Source organism: Methanobrevibacter millerae, from assembly GCF_900103415.1.
GTDB classification, from domain to species: Archaea; Methanobacteriota; Methanobacteria; order Methanobacteriales; family Methanobacteriaceae; genus Methanocatella; species Methanocatella millerae.
The window spans coordinates 14,106-36,797 of record NZ_FMXB01000008.1 but is presented as its reverse complement, the minus strand read 5'-3'; the positions used below and the strand labels follow the sequence as shown (position 1 = coordinate 36,797).

Annotated in this window: 23 protein-coding genes and 1 tRNA gene; 12 read left to right on the top strand and 12 right to left on the bottom strand. The window is 39.6% G+C overall.

Features of this window, described 5'->3' with window-relative positions:
* Positions 1-62 precede the first annotated feature (62 nt).
* Positions 63-995 (bottom strand): GTP 3',8-cyclase MoaA, encoded by a 933-nt coding sequence (gene moaA, locus F3G70_RS05805; protein WP_149731762.1) that lies wholly within the window; start codon positions 993-995, stop codon positions 63-65.
* A gap of 2 nt (positions 996-997) precedes the next feature.
* Entirely contained in the window at positions 998-2,032 is a 1,035-nt protein-coding gene (gene mobB, locus F3G70_RS05800) for a molybdopterin-guanine dinucleotide biosynthesis protein B (protein ID WP_149731761.1), read from the bottom strand.
* 400 nt (positions 2,033-2,432) lie between these two features.
* On the opposite strand from mobB, the gene F3G70_RS05795 reads away from it, so the two are divergent.
* From F3G70_RS05795 to F3G70_RS05755, 9 genes are all read left to right on the top strand, one after another.
* Positions 2,433-2,894: a 4Fe-4S binding protein gene (locus F3G70_RS05795; protein WP_149731760.1), complete on the top strand. Its 462-nt coding sequence runs from the start codon at positions 2,433-2,435 to the stop codon at positions 2,892-2,894.
* A gap of 2 nt (positions 2,895-2,896) precedes the next feature.
* Positions 2,897-3,994, top strand: a complete 1,098-nt coding sequence (gene fwdF / locus F3G70_RS05790) for a tungsten-dependent formylmethanofuran dehydrogenase subunit FwdF (protein ID WP_149731759.1) — start codon at positions 2,897-2,899, stop codon at positions 3,992-3,994.
* 8 nt (positions 3,995-4,002) lie between these two features.
* Complete coding sequence (locus tag F3G70_RS05785; RefSeq protein ID WP_149731758.1) at positions 4,003-4,233, top strand: ATP-binding protein; 231 nt, start codon at positions 4,003-4,005, stop codon at positions 4,231-4,233.
* A 12-nt stretch (positions 4,234-4,245) separates the two neighbouring features.
* A complete protein-coding gene (locus F3G70_RS05780) occupies positions 4,246-4,815 on the top strand; it encodes a molybdopterin dinucleotide binding domain-containing protein (RefSeq protein WP_149731757.1) in 570 nt (189 codons plus the stop codon).
* On the top strand, positions 4,805-6,190 hold the full coding sequence (locus F3G70_RS05775; protein WP_149731756.1) for a formylmethanofuran dehydrogenase subunit B: 1,386 nt from the start codon (positions 4,805-4,807) through the stop codon (positions 6,188-6,190). The genes F3G70_RS05780 and F3G70_RS05775 overlap by 11 nt, the downstream gene beginning before the upstream one ends.
* A gap of 7 nt (positions 6,191-6,197) precedes the next feature.
* Positions 6,198-7,907: a formylmethanofuran dehydrogenase subunit A gene (locus F3G70_RS05770; RefSeq protein ID WP_149731755.1), complete on the top strand. Its 1,710-nt coding sequence runs from the start codon at positions 6,198-6,200 to the stop codon at positions 7,905-7,907.
* Between the two features lie 5 nt (positions 7,908-7,912).
* Positions 7,913-8,788: a formylmethanofuran dehydrogenase subunit C gene (locus tag F3G70_RS05765; RefSeq protein WP_149731754.1), complete on the top strand. Its 876-nt coding sequence runs from the start codon at positions 7,913-7,915 to the stop codon at positions 8,786-8,788.
* 37 nt (positions 8,789-8,825) lie between these two features.
* On the top strand, positions 8,826-9,119 hold the full coding sequence (locus F3G70_RS05760; protein ID WP_149731753.1) for a DUF2097 domain-containing protein: 294 nt from the start codon (positions 8,826-8,828) through the stop codon (positions 9,117-9,119).
* Positions 9,120-9,216: 97 nt separating this feature from the next.
* Positions 9,217-9,510, top strand: coding sequence for a DUF2097 family protein (locus F3G70_RS05755; protein ID WP_149731752.1), 294 nt, complete (start codon positions 9,217-9,219; stop codon positions 9,508-9,510).
* 1 nt (position 9,511) lies between these two features.
* Here the strand turns inward: F3G70_RS05755 and F3G70_RS05750 are convergent, their stop codons facing one another.
* From F3G70_RS05750 to F3G70_RS05730, 5 genes are all read right to left on the bottom strand, one after another.
* A complete protein-coding gene (locus F3G70_RS05750; RefSeq protein ID WP_149731751.1) occupies positions 9,512-11,194 on the bottom strand; it encodes a DUF128 domain-containing protein in 1,683 nt (560 codons plus the stop codon).
* A 35-nt stretch (positions 11,195-11,229) separates the two neighbouring features.
* Positions 11,230-12,585, bottom strand: coding sequence for a type I glutamate--ammonia ligase (glnA, locus tag F3G70_RS05745; RefSeq protein WP_149731750.1), 1,356 nt, complete (start codon positions 12,583-12,585; stop codon positions 11,230-11,232).
* Positions 12,586-12,812: 227 nt separating this feature from the next.
* Positions 12,813-13,568: a HesA/MoeB/ThiF family protein gene (locus F3G70_RS05740; RefSeq protein ID WP_149731749.1), complete on the bottom strand. Its 756-nt coding sequence runs from the start codon at positions 13,566-13,568 to the stop codon at positions 12,813-12,815.
* Positions 13,569-13,577: 9 nt separating this feature from the next.
* Positions 13,578-14,744, bottom strand: a complete 1,167-nt coding sequence (locus tag F3G70_RS05735; RefSeq protein WP_149731748.1) for an aldo/keto reductase — start codon at positions 14,742-14,744, stop codon at positions 13,578-13,580.
* A 106-nt stretch (positions 14,745-14,850) separates the two neighbouring features.
* Positions 14,851-14,960: transfer RNA gene (locus F3G70_RS05730), tRNA-Met, on the bottom strand.
* A gap of 159 nt (positions 14,961-15,119) precedes the next feature.
* Here F3G70_RS05730 and F3G70_RS05725 point away from each other — a divergent pair.
* Together F3G70_RS05725 and F3G70_RS05720 are read left to right on the top strand one after the other, a co-directional pair.
* Entirely contained in the window at positions 15,120-16,370 is a 1,251-nt protein-coding gene (locus tag F3G70_RS05725) for an adenosylhomocysteinase (protein ID WP_149731747.1), read from the top strand.
* Between the two features lie 21 nt (positions 16,371-16,391).
* Positions 16,392-17,042: a DUF2119 domain-containing protein gene (locus tag F3G70_RS05720; protein ID WP_149731746.1), complete on the top strand. Its 651-nt coding sequence runs from the start codon at positions 16,392-16,394 to the stop codon at positions 17,040-17,042.
* A gap of 340 nt (positions 17,043-17,382) precedes the next feature.
* Here the strand turns inward: F3G70_RS05720 and fen are convergent, their stop codons facing one another.
* The 5 genes from fen to cyaB are packed head-to-tail and all read right to left on the bottom strand — an operon-like array spanning position 17,383 to position 21,962.
* Positions 17,383-18,366: a flap endonuclease-1 gene (fen, locus tag F3G70_RS05715; RefSeq protein ID WP_149731745.1), complete on the bottom strand. Its 984-nt coding sequence runs from the start codon at positions 18,364-18,366 to the stop codon at positions 17,383-17,385.
* Positions 18,367-18,375: 9 nt separating this feature from the next.
* Positions 18,376-18,939: a chorismate--pyruvate lyase family protein gene (locus tag F3G70_RS05710; RefSeq protein ID WP_149731744.1), complete on the bottom strand. Its 564-nt coding sequence runs from the start codon at positions 18,937-18,939 to the stop codon at positions 18,376-18,378.
* A 6-nt stretch (positions 18,940-18,945) separates the two neighbouring features.
* On the bottom strand, positions 18,946-20,202 hold the full coding sequence (hacA, locus tag F3G70_RS05705; RefSeq protein WP_149731743.1) for a homoaconitase large subunit: 1,257 nt from the start codon (positions 20,200-20,202) through the stop codon (positions 18,946-18,948).
* A gap of 5 nt (positions 20,203-20,207) precedes the next feature.
* Positions 20,208-21,371 carry a homocitrate synthase family protein gene (locus tag F3G70_RS05700; protein ID WP_149731742.1) on the bottom strand — a complete coding sequence of 388 codons (1,164 nt, stop codon included), beginning with the start codon at positions 21,369-21,371 and terminating at the stop codon, positions 20,208-20,210.
* A gap of 48 nt (positions 21,372-21,419) precedes the next feature.
* A complete protein-coding gene (cyaB, locus tag F3G70_RS05695; protein ID WP_149731741.1) occupies positions 21,420-21,962 on the bottom strand; it encodes a class IV adenylate cyclase in 543 nt (180 codons plus the stop codon).
* Positions 21,963-22,142: 180 nt separating this feature from the next.
* Between cyaB and F3G70_RS05690 the strand changes: the two genes are divergently transcribed.
* Positions 22,143-22,688, top strand: a complete 546-nt coding sequence (locus tag F3G70_RS05690; RefSeq protein ID WP_149731740.1) for a TATA-box-binding protein — start codon at positions 22,143-22,145, stop codon at positions 22,686-22,688.
* Positions 22,689-22,692: the final 4 nt, after the last annotated feature.

The window sequence follows — 22,692 nt, the reverse complement described above, 5'->3', positions numbered from 1 at the left end:
TATTTTTTTTTCAAAACTAGTTTTATAATATTTTATCAAAAAAAAGAGAAAAAAAAGAGTTTTTAATCGATATTAAACGGTTCGCGTTTATTAATACCTTTTAAAAAGATCTCTTCTAATTTTTCATCACTTGCATCATTTCTGATTTCGGTGATTATGTCTACAAGATTATCGTTTCTTAAAAGACATGGCTTGATTTTACCGTCAGGAGTTACCCTCAATCTGGTACAATTTGCGCAGAATTTAGAGTTATCAACAGGCTTGACTACCTCGATTTCTCCACCGTTAATGTAATATTTCTTACGGCCCTGCATAAATTCACGTTCTCTTACGTCATCAGCTATATCAGCCAGCCTATCTTCGACCATGTCAAGCTTGTAGTGGTATTCCGCTGAGAATTTATCGTCATCACAGTTTTCGCTTTCGATAAGCTCAATCAGCTGCAGAACCATGTTGTTGTCTTTGCAGAACTCGAACATTTCCTTTATCTCATGTTCGTTGATGTCCTTCATGATGACCATGTTGATTTTAACGGGGTAAAGCCCGACTTCAACGCTTTTAAGGATTCCTTCCTTGGCCTTTTTAAGGTAATCCTTTTTGGTTATGAATTCATAAGTTTTAGGGTTAAGCGTATCCAGGCTGACATTAACTCTGTCAAGGCCGGCTTCTTTTAAATCCTTGGCGTATTTTTCAAGTAAAATACCGTTTGATGTCATTGAAATGTCCTTGAAGTCAAGGCTAGCTATTTTGGATACGATTTCGACAATGTCTTTTCTGATTAGGGGTTCTCCACCGGAAAGCCTTATTTTTCTAACGCCAATCTCTTTGGCCACTTTACAGATTCTGTATATCTCGTCAGGGGTCATTTCATTTTTAGAGGATCTCATTCCGTCATGATGGCAGTAGATGCAGTTAACGTTGCACCTGTTGGTCAGGGTAATCCTGAGTGAAAGTATCGGCCTGTCGAACTTGTCCTTTACTACTTTTTGCGTCATGATTATACTTCCACGTCTATTTTGATTTCATTAATCTTTCCATCAATTTTTAGGGTGTTTACCATTGAAAAGATCGTTTCCTTTAGAATGCCTGATGTGAATTTGTTTATTGCCAAATCCTTATCGTTTACCTTAAGGCTGATAGCTGCATCGTATAATGAACAGTTTTCAATACCCGTAATCTCTACGGATATCTTTTTTACTTCACCTTCAGTCTTGAGTGATTTAACGATTCCCAGAACTGAACTTGAGATTATGTCTTTAACGAAGCGGTTAATGTCTAAAGGCTTTTTGTTGATGAATATTTCACCATTCAAGTCATTTTCAGAGGGATTATCTTCATTGTTAATCAGAAGCTCGATTTTTGAGATATCCTCAACGCCGTAATCTTTAATGTTAAGGGTGCTGATTATTCCAAGGACGACCTGCCTGAAGTAATCGCTTACGAATCTGTTCAGACCTATAATATTATTGTCAATGGATAAATAGCTTGAAACGTCATCCAAGTCATCGGTTTTAAGGTTGCCTTCACGGATTTCTTTTGCAATGATTTCTCCGTCGTTGTATCCGCAGTTGTTTGCAAAGAGGGTGTCAACGATATCGTGACCCCTTTCCTCTATCAAATCAACCAGTTCGCTTACGCCTTCGGGAGTAATCGTGAATGAATCAACCTGCTTTATGGTGTATTCGTCAACTACATTGTCTGAAGTGGCAATTTTCGGGTAGTTGTATGTCTTAAAGCCTTCAATGACAACAAAATCAACGTTGTCCATATGCTTGATTAAATAAAGCAGTCTGTTTAAATCCATGTCCTGTCTCATGTTAAAAAACGTTGTTGACCCGACGCCGACAACCACTTGTGATCCGGCTTCCTTATGCTTCCAGGTGTCCGTATTTTCTCTGTCCATCTCCATTGTGTGATGGGAATGTTTTATTGAAGCGACTTTATACCCTCTATTTGTAAGCTCTTCAATAACTTTTACAGTTAATGAGGTCTTTCCTGTATTTTTCTTCCCTACAATCGATACAATTTTCATATTAATAATCCCCTATATATTAATTATAATTATATTTTTTAAAATATTAATAATTTAATATGTGTAGTTACTACACGTTTTAGGTCAACCAAAAATTTATTTGGAATTTTCAGCCTTTTTGTAATACTTTTTCATGAGTTAAGTATTACGTATTTTTAGCGAAAATCACCATTTTTTTAATGTTAAAAGATTTTAAAGGAATTAAATTAATTAATTCAAGCTATTTGATGTTAATTAATTGAAATATTAATGATATACTCTATTTGTATAAAAATATTGTTTTTAATCAATTTTGAAAAAATTTTTTGTGTAGTATCTACACAGTAGTATATAAGGCTTTTCATTTAATTTTATTAGGCAAGTATATTTATATAAGAAAACATATGTGTAATCATTACACATGGTGGTTCAAATGCCGAAGCATATTGCATCTGGTTTAAAATATCTGGCTGCGGTTAAGTTAAAAGAAGCCGGTGAAAGTCACCAGGCAATAGCTGACGAGTTAGGCATTGATAGATCTACTGTATCACATTATCTGAATGGCAGTAACTTATCCTGGCATTCTATTAATGTTGCAAGGACTATCACTCAATTAACTCCCAGAGATTTTTTAATGATGACCAATGCGGTATTTGATGAACCAGAACAGAGTCGAAAAATTGTGAATATTTGCCGAGATAAAAACTATGAAGCAATTATTGAAGATTCCTGTATTGGTTGCGGCTTATGTGTAAATGTGTGTTCTATGAAGGCTATTAAATTAGAATCATTAACAGCACATACAAACTCCGTACTATGTTGTGGTTGTCAGCTATGTAAAGATGAGTGCCCAACTGATTCGATTAAAATTTTGGAGATTTAATAATGATAAGAAATTTGAAAGAAGTTAATGACAATAACTTTGACATTACAAGGCCAGCGGAGGAAGTAAGGAATTTGTCTTTCAAGGATCACATCTGTATTGGATGTGGAATTTGTGAGTCCACCTGTCCTGTTGGTGCTATAACATTGAATGAGATTGCTGTTGACTCTCGTGTTCAGGTAGCCAACAACGTCTACTTCAGTGGTCATGAAAAAATCGCACAAAACATTCATGACGAATTTGATGTTCAAAGAATTAGTATTAATGAAGACAAATGTGTATTATGTGGTATGTGTAGCGGATTATGTCCTGTTGACGCACTGGTATTAACCATTGACGGCATACCAATTCGTGAAATCGAAGCATATCCTCACTACAATGCATTTTCCGAAATCGACGATGACGAATGTGTCTATTGTAAAAGATGTGAAGTTGCATGTCCACGTGGTGCAATCGCAATTGACAGAAAATTACCAGACCGTGCTGATTTAGTAACCGGTGAAATCGAAGTAAACGATGATGACTGTATCTACTGTGGTGTCTGTGAAGAATTATGTCCTGCAGAAGCTATCGTTGTTGACAAGGAAACTGGTAAGGAATCCATTGAAATCGATACCAGCAAATGTGTTTACTGTTTAGTATGTAAAAAAGCATGTCCTACCAACGCAATCAAGGCTTTATGTAGAATCTGTTCTTACGGTGAATACGACATTGACCCTGCAAAAGCTGTTGTTACCGGTAACTCCGTCATCGACAGTGAACTCTGTGTTTACTGCGGATGGTGTGAAGGAGTCTGCCCAACCGATGCAGCAAAAGTCAAAAAACCATTTGAAGGTACAATTGAAGTTGACCAAGAAAAATGTCAAGCATGCGGTGCTTGTGTAGACATCTGTAAATGTAATGCATTAGCATTCCCAGTTTCAACTGGTCCGGGTTCAAGATTAGACCATATTGTCGCACTATCCGAGTACTGTGTAAAATGTAAAGCATGTGCTAAAGCATGTCCTAACGGTGCAATAACTGTAAAAAGAACTGAAATTGATCACACTCCAACAAATTCAGCAACTTGGACAGACGCTTTAAACGCTATTAAAGACTAGGTGATTCGATGGAACTTAAAGTAAATCAAGATAATTGTTTAGGATGTGGAATTTGCGTAATTGCTTGTCCTGTTAACGCAGCTATCAGTCCGGAAAACGCCGGTGGTAGCGGTGCAAAAACTGACGAAGTAGTTATCATGGTAGAAAATGGGTTTATTAAACTTTTCAGTCCAGATAAATGTGAATTATGTGGTACCTGTCAAATGTTTTGCCCAGTAAATGCTATATGGTTAGAATAAGGGGGAATTATAGTGCATTATGCTAATACTTATTTAGAAAAACCTGTAGTACCAGACGTAAAAATCACTGGTGAAGGAACTACAGATGTCCTCAAATGTATGTTAAACACTGGATCTGACATCTATCAAGGTGCATGTAAGAAAAGAGGTTCCACTTTAAAAGAAGAATACAAAAACGCTTCAGGAACTTGTTACATGGATCCAAGAGACATGGCAAAATTAGGTGTAAACAACTGGGATACTGTATTGGTAAAAACCGATTTCGGTGAAGTCGTAGTTAACTGCGCAGTATCAAGGGACGCACCTCACGAAGGTACTGTATTCATTTGTAAAGGACCTTGGGCTAACACTATCGTAAGTCACGACACTTACTGCTGTTCTGACCCAACCTACAAAGGTATCAGATGTACCGTCGAAAAAACAGACAGAAAAGTTTTACTCATGGCTGACTTAATGAGATGGGTATACAAAAAATACGTAGACGAAACCGATGATGACACTGTTGAAAACATGGAATCATTAGGAGAATTACCAGTTTACAAAGGACGTAAATGGGAGGAGTTGATTGATCATGACTTATGAGCCACCTATAACTGATTACGATTACATTGTTGAAAATTGTACTTGTGCATTTTGTGGTTGTAACTGTGACGATTTAGACTACTTAGTTAAAAACGGTCACGTAGTTGCTGTAAGACACGCATGCAGACTTGGTGCAAGTAAAATCATGGAAGATATGGACCAAAGATTACTTGTTCCAATGATTAGGGATGAAAACGGAGAACTTATGGAAGTAGATTGGGATACTGCTTTAGACAAAGCTGCTGAATATATTGCTAATTCCATCAGACCTGTATTTTACGGATGGTCTGAAACCTCTACCGAATGTATGAAAGAAGGTTTAGCATTAGGTGAATATATCGGTGCTGTACTGGATAACCAAGCTACTATCTGTCACGGTCCTTCCCTGCAAGCTGTACAGAATGCAGGTTACCCTATCCAGACTTTAGGTGAAGTACAAAACAGAGCAGATGTTATTGCTTACTCCGGAAGTAACGCAATGAACTCTCACCCTAGACACATGGCAAGATACGCTGTATTCTGCCGTGGATACTTCAGACAAAGAGGAAGATTTGACAGAACCGTTATTACCATGGACCCAAAATTCTCAGACACTGCAAAATGTTCTGACAAATGGATTGGATTCGAACAAAACGGTGATTACGGTTTCTACAACGCAATTAGGGCTGTATTAAGAGGAAAAGAATTATATCAAGATGTAATTTCCGGAATTCCTAAAGAAGACATTTATGAATTAGCTGAAGAAATGAAAAACGCTGAATTCGGTGTTCTCTTCTTCGGTCTCGGTTTAACTCACACTTTATCCAAACAAAGAAACATCGATATTGCTATTAAAATGGTTCAGGACCTGAACAAATACAGTAAATGGGGTCTCACTCCAATGAGGGGACACTTTAACGTAAACGGATTCAACATTTTCATGGCATTCGAAACCGGATTCGCATTCGGTGTTGACTTCTGTAGAGGTACAACCAGATATATGATGGGAGAAACCAACACTATCGATTTACTGGTCAGAAAAGAACCTGACTGTTTCATGGTTATTGCAGCTGACCCTGGTGCACACTTCCCTAACGGAGCAAACCAGCACTTAGCTAATATTCCAGTTATTCAAATCGATATTCACTGGGGACCTTCCACCGAACTTGCTGACGTTGTATTGCCAGGATCATTCATCGGTGTAGAATGTGCCGGTACCAGTTATCGTATGGATGGAGTTCCTATTTACATGAAAAAAGCAATCGACAAACCAGAAACCTGTCGTGACGACGAATGGATTGTCCGTGAATTGAAAGAAAGAGTAATGAAACTCAGAGAAGAGCCAAATGTAGCTCCTAAGTATGTACCAAATTCAAACTTAGATTTAGCAATGTAATGGTGATATGATGGAATATATACTTAAAAACGGTATTGTTTATGATCCTATTAACGAAATTAATGGGGAGAAAAAAGACGTAATGTTCAAAGACGGCATTATTGTCGATGAAGTTTCTGCTGACGCTAAAGTTATTGACGTAACTGATAAAATCGTCATGCCAGCAGGTGTCGACCCACACGCTCACGTAGCAGGTCCAAAATTAGTTGTAGGAAGATTATACAGACCAGAAGATTCAAGAATGGGTGTTTCCCAAAAAACTAAAGTGTTAAGATCTGAATCAGGTTTCTCAATTCCAAGTTGTCCAGCAACCGGTTACAGATACTCAAGAATGGGTTACGGTACTGTTGTAGAAGCAGCTATGCCTCCTCTTGAAGCAAAACACACTCACGAAGAAATTGCAACTATTCCTAACATCGATATTCCAGCTTTACCATTATTCGGTAACAACTGGTTTGTAATGGAATACGCAAGAGACAACAACATTGAAGACTTAGCAGCATTTATCGCTTCATGGTTAAAAATCTCAAAAGGATACGGTGTAAAAATCGTAAACCCATGTGGAAGTGAAGCATGGGGTTGGGGTATGAACGTACACGGATATGATGACAAAGCACCATATTTCGACGTAACCTCAAGGGAAGTTGTAAGAGCTTTAGCTAAAGCAAACGAAATGTTAGGACTTCCTCACTCTATTCACATTCACCCTAACGATTTAGGACATCCTGGTAACGTCCCAACCACTCTTGCAACCTTAGACTCAGTCAAAGACATCAAGAAAAGTTCCAAAGCTGACATCAGGAACCAGGTTATGCACGTAACTCACTTGCAGTTCCACTCCTACACCGGAAACAGCTGGAAAGACGCAGGATCCGGTGCTGTAGAAGTTGCAGACTACATCAACAAACATGACCACATTACTTGTGATATCGGTCAGGTTACCTTTGATGAAACCACAACCATGACTGCAGATGCTCCTATGGAATACGACTTATTCAAATTATCAGGTTTAAAATGGACCAACAAAGACATTGAATGTGAAACCGCTGCAGGTATCATTCCTTGTATTTACTCCAAGAAAAGTCCTGTCAGCACATTACAATGGGGTATCGGTCTTGAATTGTTCTTACTCATAAACGACCCATGGAAACTCTGTTTAACAACTGACCACCCTAACGCTGGTCCTTTCATGAGATATCCTAGAATCATTTCCTGGTTAATGAGTAACGAGAAAAGACAAGACATGTGCGAAAACGAAGTCCACAAATGGATTTACAAAAGAACTACTCTCCCAAGTATCGAAAGGGAATACGATTTCTACGAAATTGCAACCATTACAAGGGCTGCTGCTGCTAAAATCTACGGATTTGAAGACAGAGGTTCTCTTACCCCTGGATGCAGAGCTGACATTGCAGTTTATGACATAAATCCTAATGATATTGACCCATCCAGACAAGCTTTAGAAATCGAAAAAGGTTTCACTGTAGCTGACTACACAATCAAAGATGGTCAAATCTTAGTTAAAGATAAAGAAATCGTACAAGTTAAAGAAAGTCAAAACATTTGGGTTAACGTAAAAGGATGGGAAAAACAAGAACAGAAAGTTCTCGACAACCTTATGCCATTCTTCAATCAGTACTACTCAGTTAAATGGGAAAATTACCCAGTACACGACCACTACGTATCTAACCCAATCAGAGTAGATGTTGAAAAATAAATGGGGTGTTTAGTTTGAAAACAATTACATTTGATCAAATAAAAACTTCTTCAATCGCATTAGAAATGGATGAAGTAATTCCTGATGAAATTTATTCCTGGACCGAAGCTGACTTCGCTAAATATGAAGTGCCTATTGGAAACTCCAGATTCCCAATTACTGACTTCTTTGATATTACTGTTGAAGGTGAAGCTGAAGGCCCTGCTGACGTTAAAATGATTTTCAACGGGGATTTAAACAGAGTCAAATACATCGGCTGCAAAATGAGCGCTGGTGAAATCATCTGTAACAGCAGTGTCGACCTCCACGTCGGTGCTGAAATGAGCGGTGGATCCATTCTCGTTAACGGTGATGCAGCAGCTCACGCAGGAAGGGAAATGTCCGGAGGATACCTTGAAATTACCGGAAATACCAAAGAATTCACTGGTGCTTCCTACATCGGTGACTGGAGAGGTATGACTGGAGGAGAAATTGTTGTCGGCGGTAACGCAGGTAAACAATGTGGTGAATGTTTAACTGGTGGTAAAATCCACGTAAAAGGAAACTGTGATATTTTAGCCGGTATTCACATGACCAAAGGTATCATTGAAATCGACGGTGACGTTAACCGTTGGCCTGGCGGACAAATGAAAAACGGTACTATCGTTATTCACGGATTCTTAGGAAGATTACTTGAAGGATTTGTCCTTGAAGGTATCGTAGAAGACCCTGAAGACAGTGGTGTTGTTTTCCCTGGTAAATACATTAAATATACTGGAGATATCGGTCTTAACGGTAAAGGTAGTTTATACTTAGATGCTGAAGCAAACAAAGAAAAACTATCCACTTACGGAGAATTAGACGACGACTATACTTCAATCAGAGAATACAGGAATTTATAATTCCTCTCTCTTTTTTTATTTTTTTTAAGGTGATTTTATGGCAGAAGAAATCTTGTTAACCACTGACGAAGCTATTGAATATGTAAGAAACAACGTAAAAGTCGGTGACACTTTGGAAATTTCCTACAATCGTATTTTCGCTCCGGGTGAAGTTTTAGGAATTACCGAAGAGGATGAAGAAACTGGAGAAGGCCTTAGGGTTAACATGCAGTTAAATGGTGAAATCCTAAATCAGGCTGTAGAAATTGACTTTAAGGAAATTTACGACGATTTGCTTGAAATGGTTCACATTACAGAAGACAAGGAAACCGTTATAGAAATTGATTTCTAAACAATTCTTTTTTTTATTGATTTTTAATTTTGTTTGTATACATACGAACAAACATTTATATATGACATCATATAAGTAATTAGTAGAGGTGACGTCTATGAAAAAATTAGAATTGTCTGTAGATGAAGCTGTTAATTACTTGAAAGAAAACGTAAAAATCCATGATAACTTAGAAATAGCTTACAATAGGATTTTTGCCGAAGGTGAAGTTTTAAACGTTGATTTTTCCAAATATTTCGGAAAACCTGGTTTTAAGATGCTGATGTCTCTGGATGAAACGCATTTGAATCCGACCATAGAAATCGACATTTATGAAATCCAGGAGGATCTGATTGAATTTACACATTATCCTCAGGATGATGGTGAAGTGGTGGATGTTACTGTAGTGTAATCTACAGTGTATCCATATTTTCGTAAGGCAAGAGCTGGGTGTCAGCCTTTACTTCAATATCTATTCCTTTTTCTTTAATGGCTGCAATGCTGTTAAGCCCGCTTCCGGTTACGATTCCGAAGTTGTAGTTTTCGGCTTTTGCATTGTAGGTCAGTTCACGTGCCTTTCCTACCTTATAAACTGAAAATCCTATTTTTGAGAGTTTATCCAGCAGGTAAACGCCGTAATCCCTTGAAATTAGTGGCGCTTCCTTGATACTTGCAAGCAATCGTTTAGGTCCTGAGTCCTTTGTTATTGCAGTCATGTTTTTGGCGATGAATATCTTGTGGGGATCGATTGATGAGCCTGTATATGAAATCAAATCAATGAAAAGCGGCGGCTCGGTCAATTCCAGCAATCCTCCGTAGATTGGAGTGGACTTTATTCCGTTTTTGATTAACATTCCGTCCACGCTCAGGCTGCAGATTGTAGCTATTCCCACCTTTTCGTCATCAGCCGGAAGCTTTACGATTTGATAGTGTGGATTGATGTATTTGCTGTTTGCATCGTAGCTTTCCTTCATTATTTTAACGGTTTCATCGAGGTCGTCCCTTTTGACGTATGAGATGTTTGCTATGATGTTTCCGCATTCCCTTTCAACGTCAAAATCGACCTGATGAATCAGATTCCATGATTTGGAAAGAATGAACGGTATTCTTGTATCGCTTTTTCCCTTGCTTTCCTTCAGGTTATACTTTATGTCCTTGACGATAGGGGTTAATCTTTCGAAGTTTTCCAGTTCCTCACCTATCTTGATGTCAATGTCGTATCCAAGTTCCTGGGCTGCGCAGAACGGAGTTATTCCGCCGATTATTGCAACACCGATCATTCCCTTGCTTATCGGCAGTCCCAAAATATCTTCCCCGTCGTTTGACACGGCTATCGTTCCGTTGACGCCAATCTTTTTAAGGTCATCGATGATTTTCATGGTCCTGTCATACGCAAGGCTCGGTATCATCCTGAAGTTTGCCGGAATGTATCCCGTACCCTCATCGATGACGTCAAGCACTGAAGTCATTCCAGGAGCTATAAATGCGTCAAGTGGCGTAATGGAGGTCTTTTTGTAGGATATTATTTCCTTGAAGGATACCGGATGGTAATCCTCGATTTTAAGCAGTCCTCCGTATGTAGGCTGTGATGCTATGCCTTCCTTGAGAAGAATCCCGTCGATGGTCGTGCCGCATATGGTTTTTATCTCCAGATTGCTGCCACTTCCGACCCTATTTAAATTAACGTAAGGGCTCACAGAAAGGCCATTTTGAAAAACATCTTTAATTATATTATAGCTATCTTCATTATAAATGGTCGAGGTATTTACAACAACATTTCCTGTTTTGTCCATATAGTTGAAGTCAGTCAGATATATCAATTCTTCAAATTTTGAATATATGAAATCGACCTGATCATAGATGAGTCCCTTTTCCAGCTTTTCACGTCCCAGTTCTGTAATCCGCCTTCCGGAATAGCCCATCTTCTCGGTATATCCCTTCTCATCCAGTATCTGCATATGGTATCTTACGGCACGCTCACCTAAATTAAAGCCCTTTTCCCTCAGTTCGTCAGCTATCAGCTTGGAACCGGTTGGCTGTTCCTGCTTGTTCAGGATTCTTAATATTTCAATCATTCTGCGTTCTGATTCAGACATGGAATACTCCTGATTTTAAAAAATAATATTCGGATTTAGATATCCAAATATTTTCTTTGCTCGTATCCGAATACCTGAACCCTATACTCATCCCATTCCTGATATTTGAGTTCGAGGAATTTCTGGCTAATGTGGCTTCCTAATGCGTCCAGTATGAGAGGATCCTCTTCAAGTGCGTGATAGGCTTCCCATAAACTTGTAGGAAGTACCTTGATGCCCATTGCTTCCCTTTCCTCTTCGGTCATCTTGTAAATGTCCAGCTCGATTGGTTCGCCTGGGTCAATCTTGTTTACGATACCGTCAATACCGGCTTCAAGCATTACGGTAAATGCGAGGTAAGGGTTACATGCTGGGTCAGGTGACCTGTATTCGATACGAGTTGCTTTTCCTCTGGCTGCAGGAACCCTGATTAATGCTGACCTGTTTTTAAGGCCGTATGCCCTGTATACAGGAGCTTCAAAGCCTGGAACAAGACGCTTGTATGAGTTAACGATAGGGTTGGTGATTGCAGTAACCGCCGGAGCGTGCTTGAGCAGTCCTCCCATGAAGTAAAGCGCATCCTGTGAAAGGCCGGTTTCTGAATCAGGGTCTGAAAAGAGGTTCCTGTCCCCCTTGAATACTGACTGGTGACAGTGCATTCCGCTTCCGCTCACTCCGAAGAACGGCTTAGGCATGAAGGTTACCCTGTAGTCCATCTGGTCGAAGGTAGCCATATTGTCTACAATGGCCTTGATGGCCTGTTTGAAGGTGATTACCGCATCCGCTGTCTTTAATGCGTCCTTGAATTTGAATGCGATTTCGTTCTGGCCCGGTGCCACTTCGTGGTGAGAGGCTTCAACCTCAAAGTCCAGATCTTCAAGGTTCAAGGTAAGTTCCCTTCTGAAATCAGGTCCCTTGTCAAGAGGCTCAACGTCAAAGTATCCTGCCTGGTCGTAAGGCATCGGATATCCGTTTTCATCGATGTCCACAATAAAGAATTCCGGTTCCGGACCGATGTTGTACTGCAGTCCCATTTCGGCGATGTGTGAAAGGGATTTCTTGAGCACTCCCCTAGGGTCTCCGGCGAAAGGCTTCTTTTCAGGTGTCCATATGTCACATATGAATCTGCAGGTTGCGGATTCTTCAGGTCTCCATGAAAGCCTTGAATATGTGTCAATGTCCGGTTTAAGGACCAAATCACTGTCGTTTACTCCAACGAATCCTGCGATGGATGATCCGTCAAAGAGCATTCCTTCATTGAACAGTTCAGACATGTCTTCGCCGTTGAATGGAATTACGATGTTTTTTACGGTACCGTTAATGTCAACAAATTGTAAACGGATAAATTTGATATTATCCTCTTTCATTATCTCTTTAATTCTTTCTATTTTTTCTTCAGGAATATCGCTCATTAAAATCAAGCTCCAGTTCTTTTAAAATTTATTAAATAGTCGGAAATATGCTTCCTTTAATAGTTAATACTATCATTTTATTAGTATATAAAGATTTTGAAAAAAAATTATTATAAATGCCTGTTATCTAATATTAATGTATAATATTATTTCTTTTAAGTAAACAAAATAGCTATATTATTTAAATTAATATTTATTTGTTCAAATTAATATAAAATAATTGATGTTTAGATTTCCTCTATAGAAAATGAGGAGAAATCCAACAAATCGAAAGTCAATATTTCAGGCGCAGCGGTAATTTTTCCCGTGCCGGTGATTATCTTGAAGGCTTCCATGGCCTGAAGGCACGCCACCAGATTCGGGGTAGGCCCTATTACTGGCGGAACTCCTGAAGTGACATTTCTTAAAGCTTCGATGGTGTCATTGTTCAGTTCCTTGCCCTTTGACGGAAGGTTAAACATCTCTTCGTAGCTTCTTTCACCGTCAGGTAAAAATACTGTAACCTGGCCTAAGGTTCCGTGGATTGCGCCGTGTATGAATGGAATTCCTTTTTCCTTTGCTTTTCTTGAAAGAATCACTCTCGTCAGCACGTTATCCAAAGCGTCTATGACGATATCGGCATCGCCGATGATTTTATCAATGTTTGTTTCGTCAACGTGTTCGCTGTAGCTGGTTATGTTAACGTAAGGATTGATCAGTCTGACTTTATCTTTTGCAACTATGCTTTTTTCAATTCCTAAATCAGCCATTGACGCCAATGTCTGTCTGTTGAGGTTGGACATGTCAAATGCGTCCTCGTCAACGACGGCGAGACTTCCGACGCCCATTCTTGCAAGCATCTCTATCGTTTCGCCTCCGATGCCGCCGCAGCCTATAACGGCAATTTTGGCATCCTTGAACCTTTGCTGTTCACTTCTGGTTACAATACTCATTTGCCGGGATACTATTTCCCAATATCCGTCTCCTATATATCTTGTTGGCATTATTTCACCTTAAAAATGATCGAATTCACTACCGAAATATTCATAAACCTTCTGAAGTTCTTCTGGAATGTTTATCATCTGGGTACAGTATGGTATGCACTCTCCGCAGTCGATGCAGCTGTCTGCCCTTGAATCGTCATCAATCAGCGTAAAGTACTGCATTGCGCTTGCCTTGGGATCGCCCATCATGTGGGCAATGTTGTATTCGGTAAAGCAGTTGATGATGTCAACGCCCTCCGGACATGGCATGCAGTAGCCGCATCTGGTGCATCTGTTTCCAAGAAAGCTCCTGTACGTTCTTGCAACCTCTCTGATTAGTTCCTGGTCGCTTTCGCTTATTATGTCTTCCGTTGAAGCTATTTTAACGTTTTCCTTGACCTGCTCCAATGAGGTCATTCCGCTCAGTACGCAGTCGACGTCATCCCTGTTCCATAGATACTGCAGCGCCCACTCGACCGGAGTTCTTTTGACTTCTGACGTGTTCCATAGCCTTTGAACTTCTTCGGGAATGTTGTTGACCAGTCTTCCTCCTCTCAATGGCTCCATTATCATGCTTCCGACGTTAATTTCCTTAAGGTAATTGAGTCCCATGATTCCGGACTGGTAATACTCGTCAAGATAGTTCATCTGGGTGAGGACGACTTCCCACTTTGGATATTCATCCAGAATTTCGATAAAGTAATCCACTTCGATATGTGACGAGAATCCGACGTGTTTAACCTTTCCGCTGGCCAAACAATCATCTAAAAAGTCCAATACATCCAGATTATTGACCCTGTTCCAGTCGGGAACGGTCAGTGCGTGAAGCATGTAAACGTCAATGTAGTCGGTCTGCAGTTTATCGAGCTGTATGTCGAGATAACGCTCAAAATCGCCCTTTTCTTCCATCAGCCATGACGGGGATTTGGTGGAAAGTATTATTTCATCGCGATAGCTATTTTCTTTAAGAAATTTGCCGATGAACCTTTCGCTGTTTCCGTTTCCGTCAAGCTCCTTGCTGTGATATGGATAGGCGGTATCAATCAGATTAATTCCATGCTCTATTCCGTATGTAAACATTTTGGAAGCTTCTGTTTCATCGATATTATCGTTGGAACCGATTGTAGGTAATCTCATGGCTCCAAAACCGAGTCTTGAAACTTCCAGACCGCTTTTTCCCAGTTTGTTATATAACATTTAATACCCTCTTACAGGTATTTTTGTTAAAAAAAGTATAAAATTGTTATGATTTGCTGAAATAATAGAAAAATAGTTTAAAAAGTGAATACCTGGGATTTAAGTATGCCGGGAACGGGATTCGAACCCGTGGCCTCACGGTATCCCAGGTATTAGTCAGAGCACTGCTTTTATACCCTATGAGCCGTGCGCTCTAACCAGCTGAGCCACCCCGGCATATATAACATACATATATTAATTCATTATTACATTTAAAGGTTTGCTTTTTTCGGGCTTTTTGATAATTTTTTTGATAAAATCATATTTTTTTAGGTAAGTTTTATTAAAAATGATTTATAAATAATTTAATGTTAGTAATTATAAGGAGATATTTTTATGAGTAAAGTTAAGGATATGTCTCTTGCACCTGAAGGTGTCAGAAAAATCGAATGGGTTCAAAAACACATGCCTGTTTTGGAACACATTAAGGAAGAATATTTGGAAACCCAGCCTTTTAAGGGAATTACAATCGGATCATGCTTACACTTGGAACCTAAAACAATCAACTTAGGTCTTACATTAATGGCCGGTGGAGCAGAAGTCGCAATGACCGGATGCAACCCATTGTCAACTCATGATGATGCGGTAGCAGGAGCTGCCGATTTGGGATTGAACGTTTACGGATGGAGAGAACAGGACGATGAGGAATACTACCAGACCATTAACATGGTGCTTGACCACAAGCCTGACATTATCATCGATGACGGAGCCGACATGATTATGGTTCTCCACAACGAAAGGACAGAATTATTAAGCCACATCAAAGGCGCATGTGAGGAAACCACAACCGGTGTTCACCGTCTTCAGGCAATGCACGCTGACGGAGCATTAAAGTTCCCGGTTATTGCCGTTAATGACGCTTACACAAAATACTTATTCGATAACAGATACGGTACCGGACAGTCCAGTTTCGACGCCATTATGGGTACAACCAACATGGTAATCGCAGGAAAAACAGTTGTTGTCTGCGGATACGGCTGGTGCGGACGTGGACTTGCGTTAAGGGCAGCAGGTCTGGGTGCCGATGTCATCGTTACCGAAGTCGATCCAATCCGTGCTTTGGAAGCAAGAATGGACGGATACAGGGTAATGACTATCAGAGAAGCCGTTAAACAGGCTGATTTAATCATTACTGTAACCGGAAACGCAGACATTATCTGCGGTGATGACTTCAAGTACATGAAAGACGGCTGTATGCTTGCAAACTCCGGACACTTCAACGTTGAGATTAATCGTCCAGACTTAGAGGCTATTTCAACCGAAGTTAAAGAGGTAAGGGAAAGTATCGAAGAGTTCACCACCAAAGACGGACGCAAACTCTATTTACTCGCTGACGGACGTTTAGTTAACTTGTCAGCTGCACGTGGACAGGGGCACCCTGCTGAAATCATGGACATGAGTTTTGCCGTACAGGCATTGTCCGCAAAGCACATCTTGGAAAACGATTTGCCTGTTGGAGTAACCAAGGCTCCTGATGAAATCGACTACAATGTTGCAACCATGAAACTGAAAGCAATGGGCATTGAAATCGACTCATTAACCGATAAGCAAAAAGCTTATATGGCTAACTGGCAGGAAGGAACATAATTCCTTCAACTTTTATTTTTTATGTCCTATTTTCAATATATTGACAACGGCAAAGGCCCGGTTAAACTCTTTTTAGGTGGAGTTCACGGAAATGAAGGTAAAACTTCCATCCGCTTTATTAAATCCATTAAAAATGAAGATTTATCTGACGGCCAATTCTATTTTTACAATTTTGACAGAACAGACTATATTTCAACGCTTAATCAGCAATATTATGAGTCCGAACTGGGCCAGAAGATTTTAGGGCTGATTAATTACTTTGAGCCGGATTTCTACACCGAGCTGCACTGCTATGATTTAAAGAATTATGAAAAGTTAACCTCAATGGAGCGTTACAGAAAAACTGGAGTTCCTCCGCTGATTCCGGCAGGAGACCACATTCTGGTTTCATCCGTTTCACCATTAATAAGAATGACCTATTTTTCAACCGAAACGGTATGCAAAACCCTTGAATTCCCATGCATCGAGAAACTGACTCCTGAGATATGTAATGAATTTAATTTTGATAAAAACAAGTCAATTGATAGATATAAGGATTTGCTTCGTCTAATCACCAAATCCGAAAGCAGACCTGATTTTGAAAAGGCCATACTGAAAAAATATCCGTCTCAGGTCTACATGGCCATGGATTATGCAAAAAAAGTATTCGGCGAGGATTTCCCTCCATATTAATGTATATGGCTTCTAATTATCAGTTTGAATTTTTTTTCATAAAATCACACCACAAACAGATTTCAGTTAAAAATGAAAAACATACTCTTTAAATAGTATGTCAACTCAAGTATTAACTGTAAGATTTAAAGATAAAAGTACTCCCATTTAGTCTCGTCGTGATGAGCGGCGAATTAGGTGCTTTATGGGTTCTTTAATCTTCACAGATTATTTTCACCGACTTATTTTCAACGATTTTCATGAATTCATTGAAAAAATCATCATTAAAAAATACGAACTTCAGGTCTACATGGCAATGGATTATGCAAAAAAAAGTATTCGGCGAGGATTTCCCGCCATATTAAAACCAGGCGTCAAGGCTTCCCTGTGATGAGCTTAGGTTCTTGAGCTTATCTGAGGCTTTTGAGACACGGCTTTCTGAAAATCCATGTTCGTAGCATAAAAACTCAACAAGCCCTTCCTTGTCCGGTTTTTTCCATTTAATTTCGTAATCTTCATTAACGTTGTGGTTTAGGAAAATGTCTCTGACTTCATTGAGGTCATGGTCACTTTCCTTTTGAAGTTCAGCCATTTTTTCTTCAAGCTGTCCTTTTTTAGCAAGCTTTAAAGCGGTTTTAGCACCAATTCCTTTCAGGCCGTCGCAGAAATCAGTTCCGATTAATATGCCCATATCAATGAGCTCTTCACGTGTAATGCCCAGTTCATGCAGGACGTGCCTTAATTCATAGTATTCAAGGTTTCCTAAATTGGAATTGACTGCAAGGTTTCTTACAACCCTTTTGGCTCCGAAGAGCAAACAGTCATAATCCTGTGAAGCAACGGCGTATGCGTCACCCTTTTCAACCAGATAGGCTGCCTGGGCTTCTCCCTCGCCTTTGGCTTCAACGTAAGGTATTCCCATTAATGTAAGGAGCTTTTTTGATGATTCTATTATTTCGGGAGACAGCTTTGATGATCTCATTGCATATTTGCGGGCCTTTTCGGTGTCTCCGCTTTTCAATGCTTCCTTATATATCTTTTCGGCTTCATCGCGAACTTCCCTTCTTTTTGCCTGAGTGTCGCTTTTAAGCTCCGGAGCTTTACCGTCAAAGACATAGATTGGCTTTATTCCCTTTTCAACCATTGATGAATTCCTGTAAAGTATTCCGCTTAAATGTGATGTGATATTTCCGTTTTCATCACATAACGGCTGGCCGTCCCTCTGCCTTATGGTTGAGAGGAACTGATAAAGCGTATTGAATGCATCAATGGAAACGGCTCTTCCTTCCAGGTCCTTAAAGCTTATCTTTTCGGGCTCGACAATGTCCTTTAGCTTAACTCCCATTAATACCACCTAAATGTCTGTAAATTTGCTTACCGGGAATACTTCCTTAATCCACATGAGTATTTCGCCCTTGTGTATGATGGCATAATCCCTTGCAAGCATGTCCTCGTCAGTATTGAATAGCTTCTGAAGCGTTTCATTCGGTTTTTCAATGAAAATGTTGTTGACTTCCCTTCTGGATTCGATTTGGTAATTCTTTAAAATTCTTCCGATAGGAATGTCTGCCCTTACCAAATCGCAGCATATCTCATCGGTCAGCCTTTTAATCGGGATGTATGAAATGGCATAGATGAGGTTTTCGTCACCCTTGTGCATTACGATTTCCCTGAAATTGACCTGATCGCCCACTTCGCAGTTCACAAGCTTTGCGCTTTCTTCCGTTGCATCTTCAAAATGCTGTTCAAGTGTTGATAATGTAATTTTTCCGTATAGTACGTCTAAAATTGCTGTAATTGAACCGTCGGTTGTCAACAGTATCTTTTGTGTATTTGAAAAGTTTTTGGGATATGAATCTTCTACAGCATTAATTTTCTCAATAAGCCTTTTGTTGGCTTCATTTTTATTCATTGGCATTTTTATTCACTTCAAGTCTTTTGGATTTGTTATAACGCCTTCAATTGCTGAGGCGGCTACAACCTTTGAATTTGAAAGATAGACTGAGGATTTCGGATCTCCCATTCTGCCTTTAAAATTCCTGTTAGTTGTTGAAATACAAACTTCGCCTTCGGACAGCACTCCCATATGTCCTCCGAGACACGGTCCGCATCCCGGATTGCATATTATGGCTCCCGCATCAATGAAAGCTTCAATGTATCCTAAATTCATTGCCTGCTTGTATATTTCACGGGATGCAGGCAATATTAATAATCTTATATTATCGTTAATTTCCTTGCCTTTGAGGATTTCATAGGCATCTTTTAAATCGGACAGTCTTCCGTTTGTGCATGAACCGATTAAACACTGGTCAATTGCGGTTCCTTCAACCTTTGAGATGTCCTTTACGTTGTCTACGTCGTTCGGGCAAGCTATTTGAGGCTCCATGTCCGTTATGTCAAAGTGCATCTCCCTTTCATAGACTGCGTCTTCATCCGATTTGTATATCTTTAATTCATTTTCCTTTTTGGAAGTCCTTTTGCAGATGTAGTCGATTACTTCTTTATTGGGTTCCATTATTCCGTTTTTTGCACCCATTTCGATTGCCATGTTGCACATGGTGGCTCTTCCTTCAACGCCCATATTTTCTATGGTTTCGCCGCAGAATTCAGCGGTCTTGTAGGTTGCACCGGCAATGCCTACTTCCCCGATGATATTTAAAATAACGTCTTTGGGGGCGATGTAGGGATTTAGCTCGCCTGTAACTTCCATTTTAATCGTATGGGGAACCATGAACCATGTCTTTCCGGTTGCGTAAACCATCGCCAAATCGGTTGCTCCCATTCCTGTTGAAAAGGCTCCGAAAGCTCCGTATGTACAGGTATGTGAATCGGCACCTACAATTACCTTTCCTGGCTCCACCAGTCCCATTTCGGGAAGCACCTGGTGGCAGATTCCTTCTCCATGAATGTAATTGTTTTTGATGCCCTGTTTGGTTATGAATTCACGGCAAACTTTCTGAAACTCAGCAGATCCGATTGTATTTGCCGGAACGTTATGGTCGAATACTATAACAATCTTTTCCGGGTCCCAGACTTTATCCGTTACCTTTTCAAAGGTCTTTATTGCAGGTGGTGAAGTTCCGTCGTGAGACATTGCAAGGTCTACCGGAATCTCTATAATTTCACCGGGACTCACTTCATGGCCTGCCTTTGAAGATAAGATTTTTTCAGTAATGTTCACGCTATCTACCTTTTCGTGCTTTTGACGATTTCCTTAAACACCTTATCGTTGATGTATTTGCCTTCCTCTCTGGACTTCTTTACTTTTCTTACGATTTCGATGAGCTCGTCGTCGCTGACGTCCAGTTCGCATTCGTTCAGTTTTGCCCTTACGGCTCTGCATCCTGAATGCTTTCCCAAAACTAATTGTCTTTTTTGGCCTACAAGTTCAGGAACATAGGGTTCATAACATAAAGGCTCTTCGATAACTGCATCAACGTGAATTCCGGATTCGTGCCTGAATACGTTGTTTCCCACAATAGGTTTGTTGTATGGAACCGGCAATTGGCTTGCTTCTGCAACAAGATCGGACAGTTCCTTAAGGTATTTGGTCTTGAATCCCAAATCCTTTCCGTATAATATTTTTAAAGCCATGATAAGTTCTTCTAAGGAAGCGTTTCCTGCCCTTTCACCAAGACCGTTAACTGTTGTTGAGATTCCCTTTGCACCTGCAAGAACTCCGGTAATTGAATTGATTACTGCAAGGCCGAAGTCGTTGTGGCAGTGAAGTGCAAGATTAATGTTCAAGTCCTTTACAAGCTCCCTTACGAGATAGTCGATGCCCTGAGGAGTTATTGCGCCTGTGGTGTCTGCAATGTGAACCCTGTCAGCACCGCATTCCTCTGCTTTTGAATAGATTCTCTTTAAAAAGTCAATGTCTGTTCTGGTTGCGTCTTCGGCTGAAAATGCCACATATAAACCATGATCCTTTGCGTAGTCAACCGCTGTTTCACACAGGTTGATTGCGTCCTGGCGGGTGATGTGCATCTTGTGGTCCAGGTGGATGTCTGAGGTTCCCACAAAGGTGATTATCCCATCGACATCGCAGTCAAGCGCTGCGTCAATGTCTTCAGGCTTCGTCCTGGTTAATGCAAGGATTTCAGCGTTGAGGCCTTCATTTGCAATTGTTTTCACGCTTTCCCTTTCCTTTTCGGATACTATAGGAAAGCCCGCTTCAATCTGGTTGATTTTCAGCTGGTCAAGCTTTCGTGCAATTTCCAGTTTTTCGTCTAAACTGAAACAGACGCCCGGAGTCTGCTCACCGTCCCTTAAGGTGGTGTCATATATCAGGAAATCTTCCGGGAAGGTTATTTCACATTCTTTGTTGTAATGACTAACATAATACTGCAATTATCTCACATCTTTATAATTATATAGATTAAGTATTTTTCTTCAACGTTAATATAATTTTTCTAATAGTTCCAGATATGAAGTTCTCTCAAATCCGTCATTTATTCCCAATTGTGAAAAGAGTTCAAATATCTTGTCCTGGGCTTCACTGTAGTCTGCACCGTCATCCAAAGCGATTTCTATTTCCATATATGGGCTTAGGCCTTCAACGTCATCAAGGCTAATCTCGAAGTTTTCGTATTTGTAGTACTGCCTGTTTTTCTTGACCGCCCTTACTTTTTTAAATCCGAGGTTTTCGAAAATCTTTGAGCATTTCACGCTGTCTTCAATACTGATTTCAATTTCTTCACGTGTTTTGCTTTTTGAATCGATTTTGGGACCCTTGTAGGTAATGAATATCTTGGTGTTTTCGTCCTCTTTCGTTGTTCTGATTCTTAAGGCTTCATCTGTTTTTGCGAAATCGACAATCGGACTGTTGAAATAAATATCTTCTTGGAATTCTTTTTTACTTTTTATAGCCCCAAGTTTTTCTAACTTTTTTTCCATATCCTGAAAATTTTCAATTTTTGCTTTAACTTCAACTTCTATCATGGTATTTTCCCCTTACGATTAATATTTAAAATTTTTGAAATTTTAATTTTTTCATTTTTCATATATAAATAAACATAAGTTTATATACTATTTAAATAAAATATTTTATTAGTAAAAATTTAATTCTTGTTTTCTTAATTTTTACTTACTTCTTTTAAAAACTTAATTGGAGGTTTTAATTTGACCGATGTTGACATTAAAATAGAAAACATTGTAGCTTCTGCGAGCATTGGAAAAGATATAGACCTTATTGAAGTTTCCGAGGCTTTGGAAGGTGTTAATTTTAATCGTGAACAGTTTCCAGGATTAGTTTTTAAACTCAAGGATCCCAAAACGGCGGCCTTGATTTTCAGCTCAGGTAAACTTGTTTGTACGGGCGCAAAATCCATAGACGATTCAAAATTGGCAATCAAAAAAACTGTCGACTTGATGAGGGAAGTCGATACAGAAATTCCTCATGAATTCGAAATTAAAATTCAAAACATTGTGGCATCTGCAAACTTGCAATCCACATTAAACTTAGAAGCAGTAGCTTTAGAACTTGAAGACACTGAATACGAACCGGAACAATTCCCTGGTTTAGTATACAGATTATCTGACCCTAAAGTTGTGCTGTTATTGTTTGGATCCGGTAAAGTTGTTTGTACTGGAGCAAAAACAAAAAGCGACGCTAAATTAGGTGTCGAAAGAGCTTACGACAGATTAAGTGAGCTAGATTTAATATAATTTG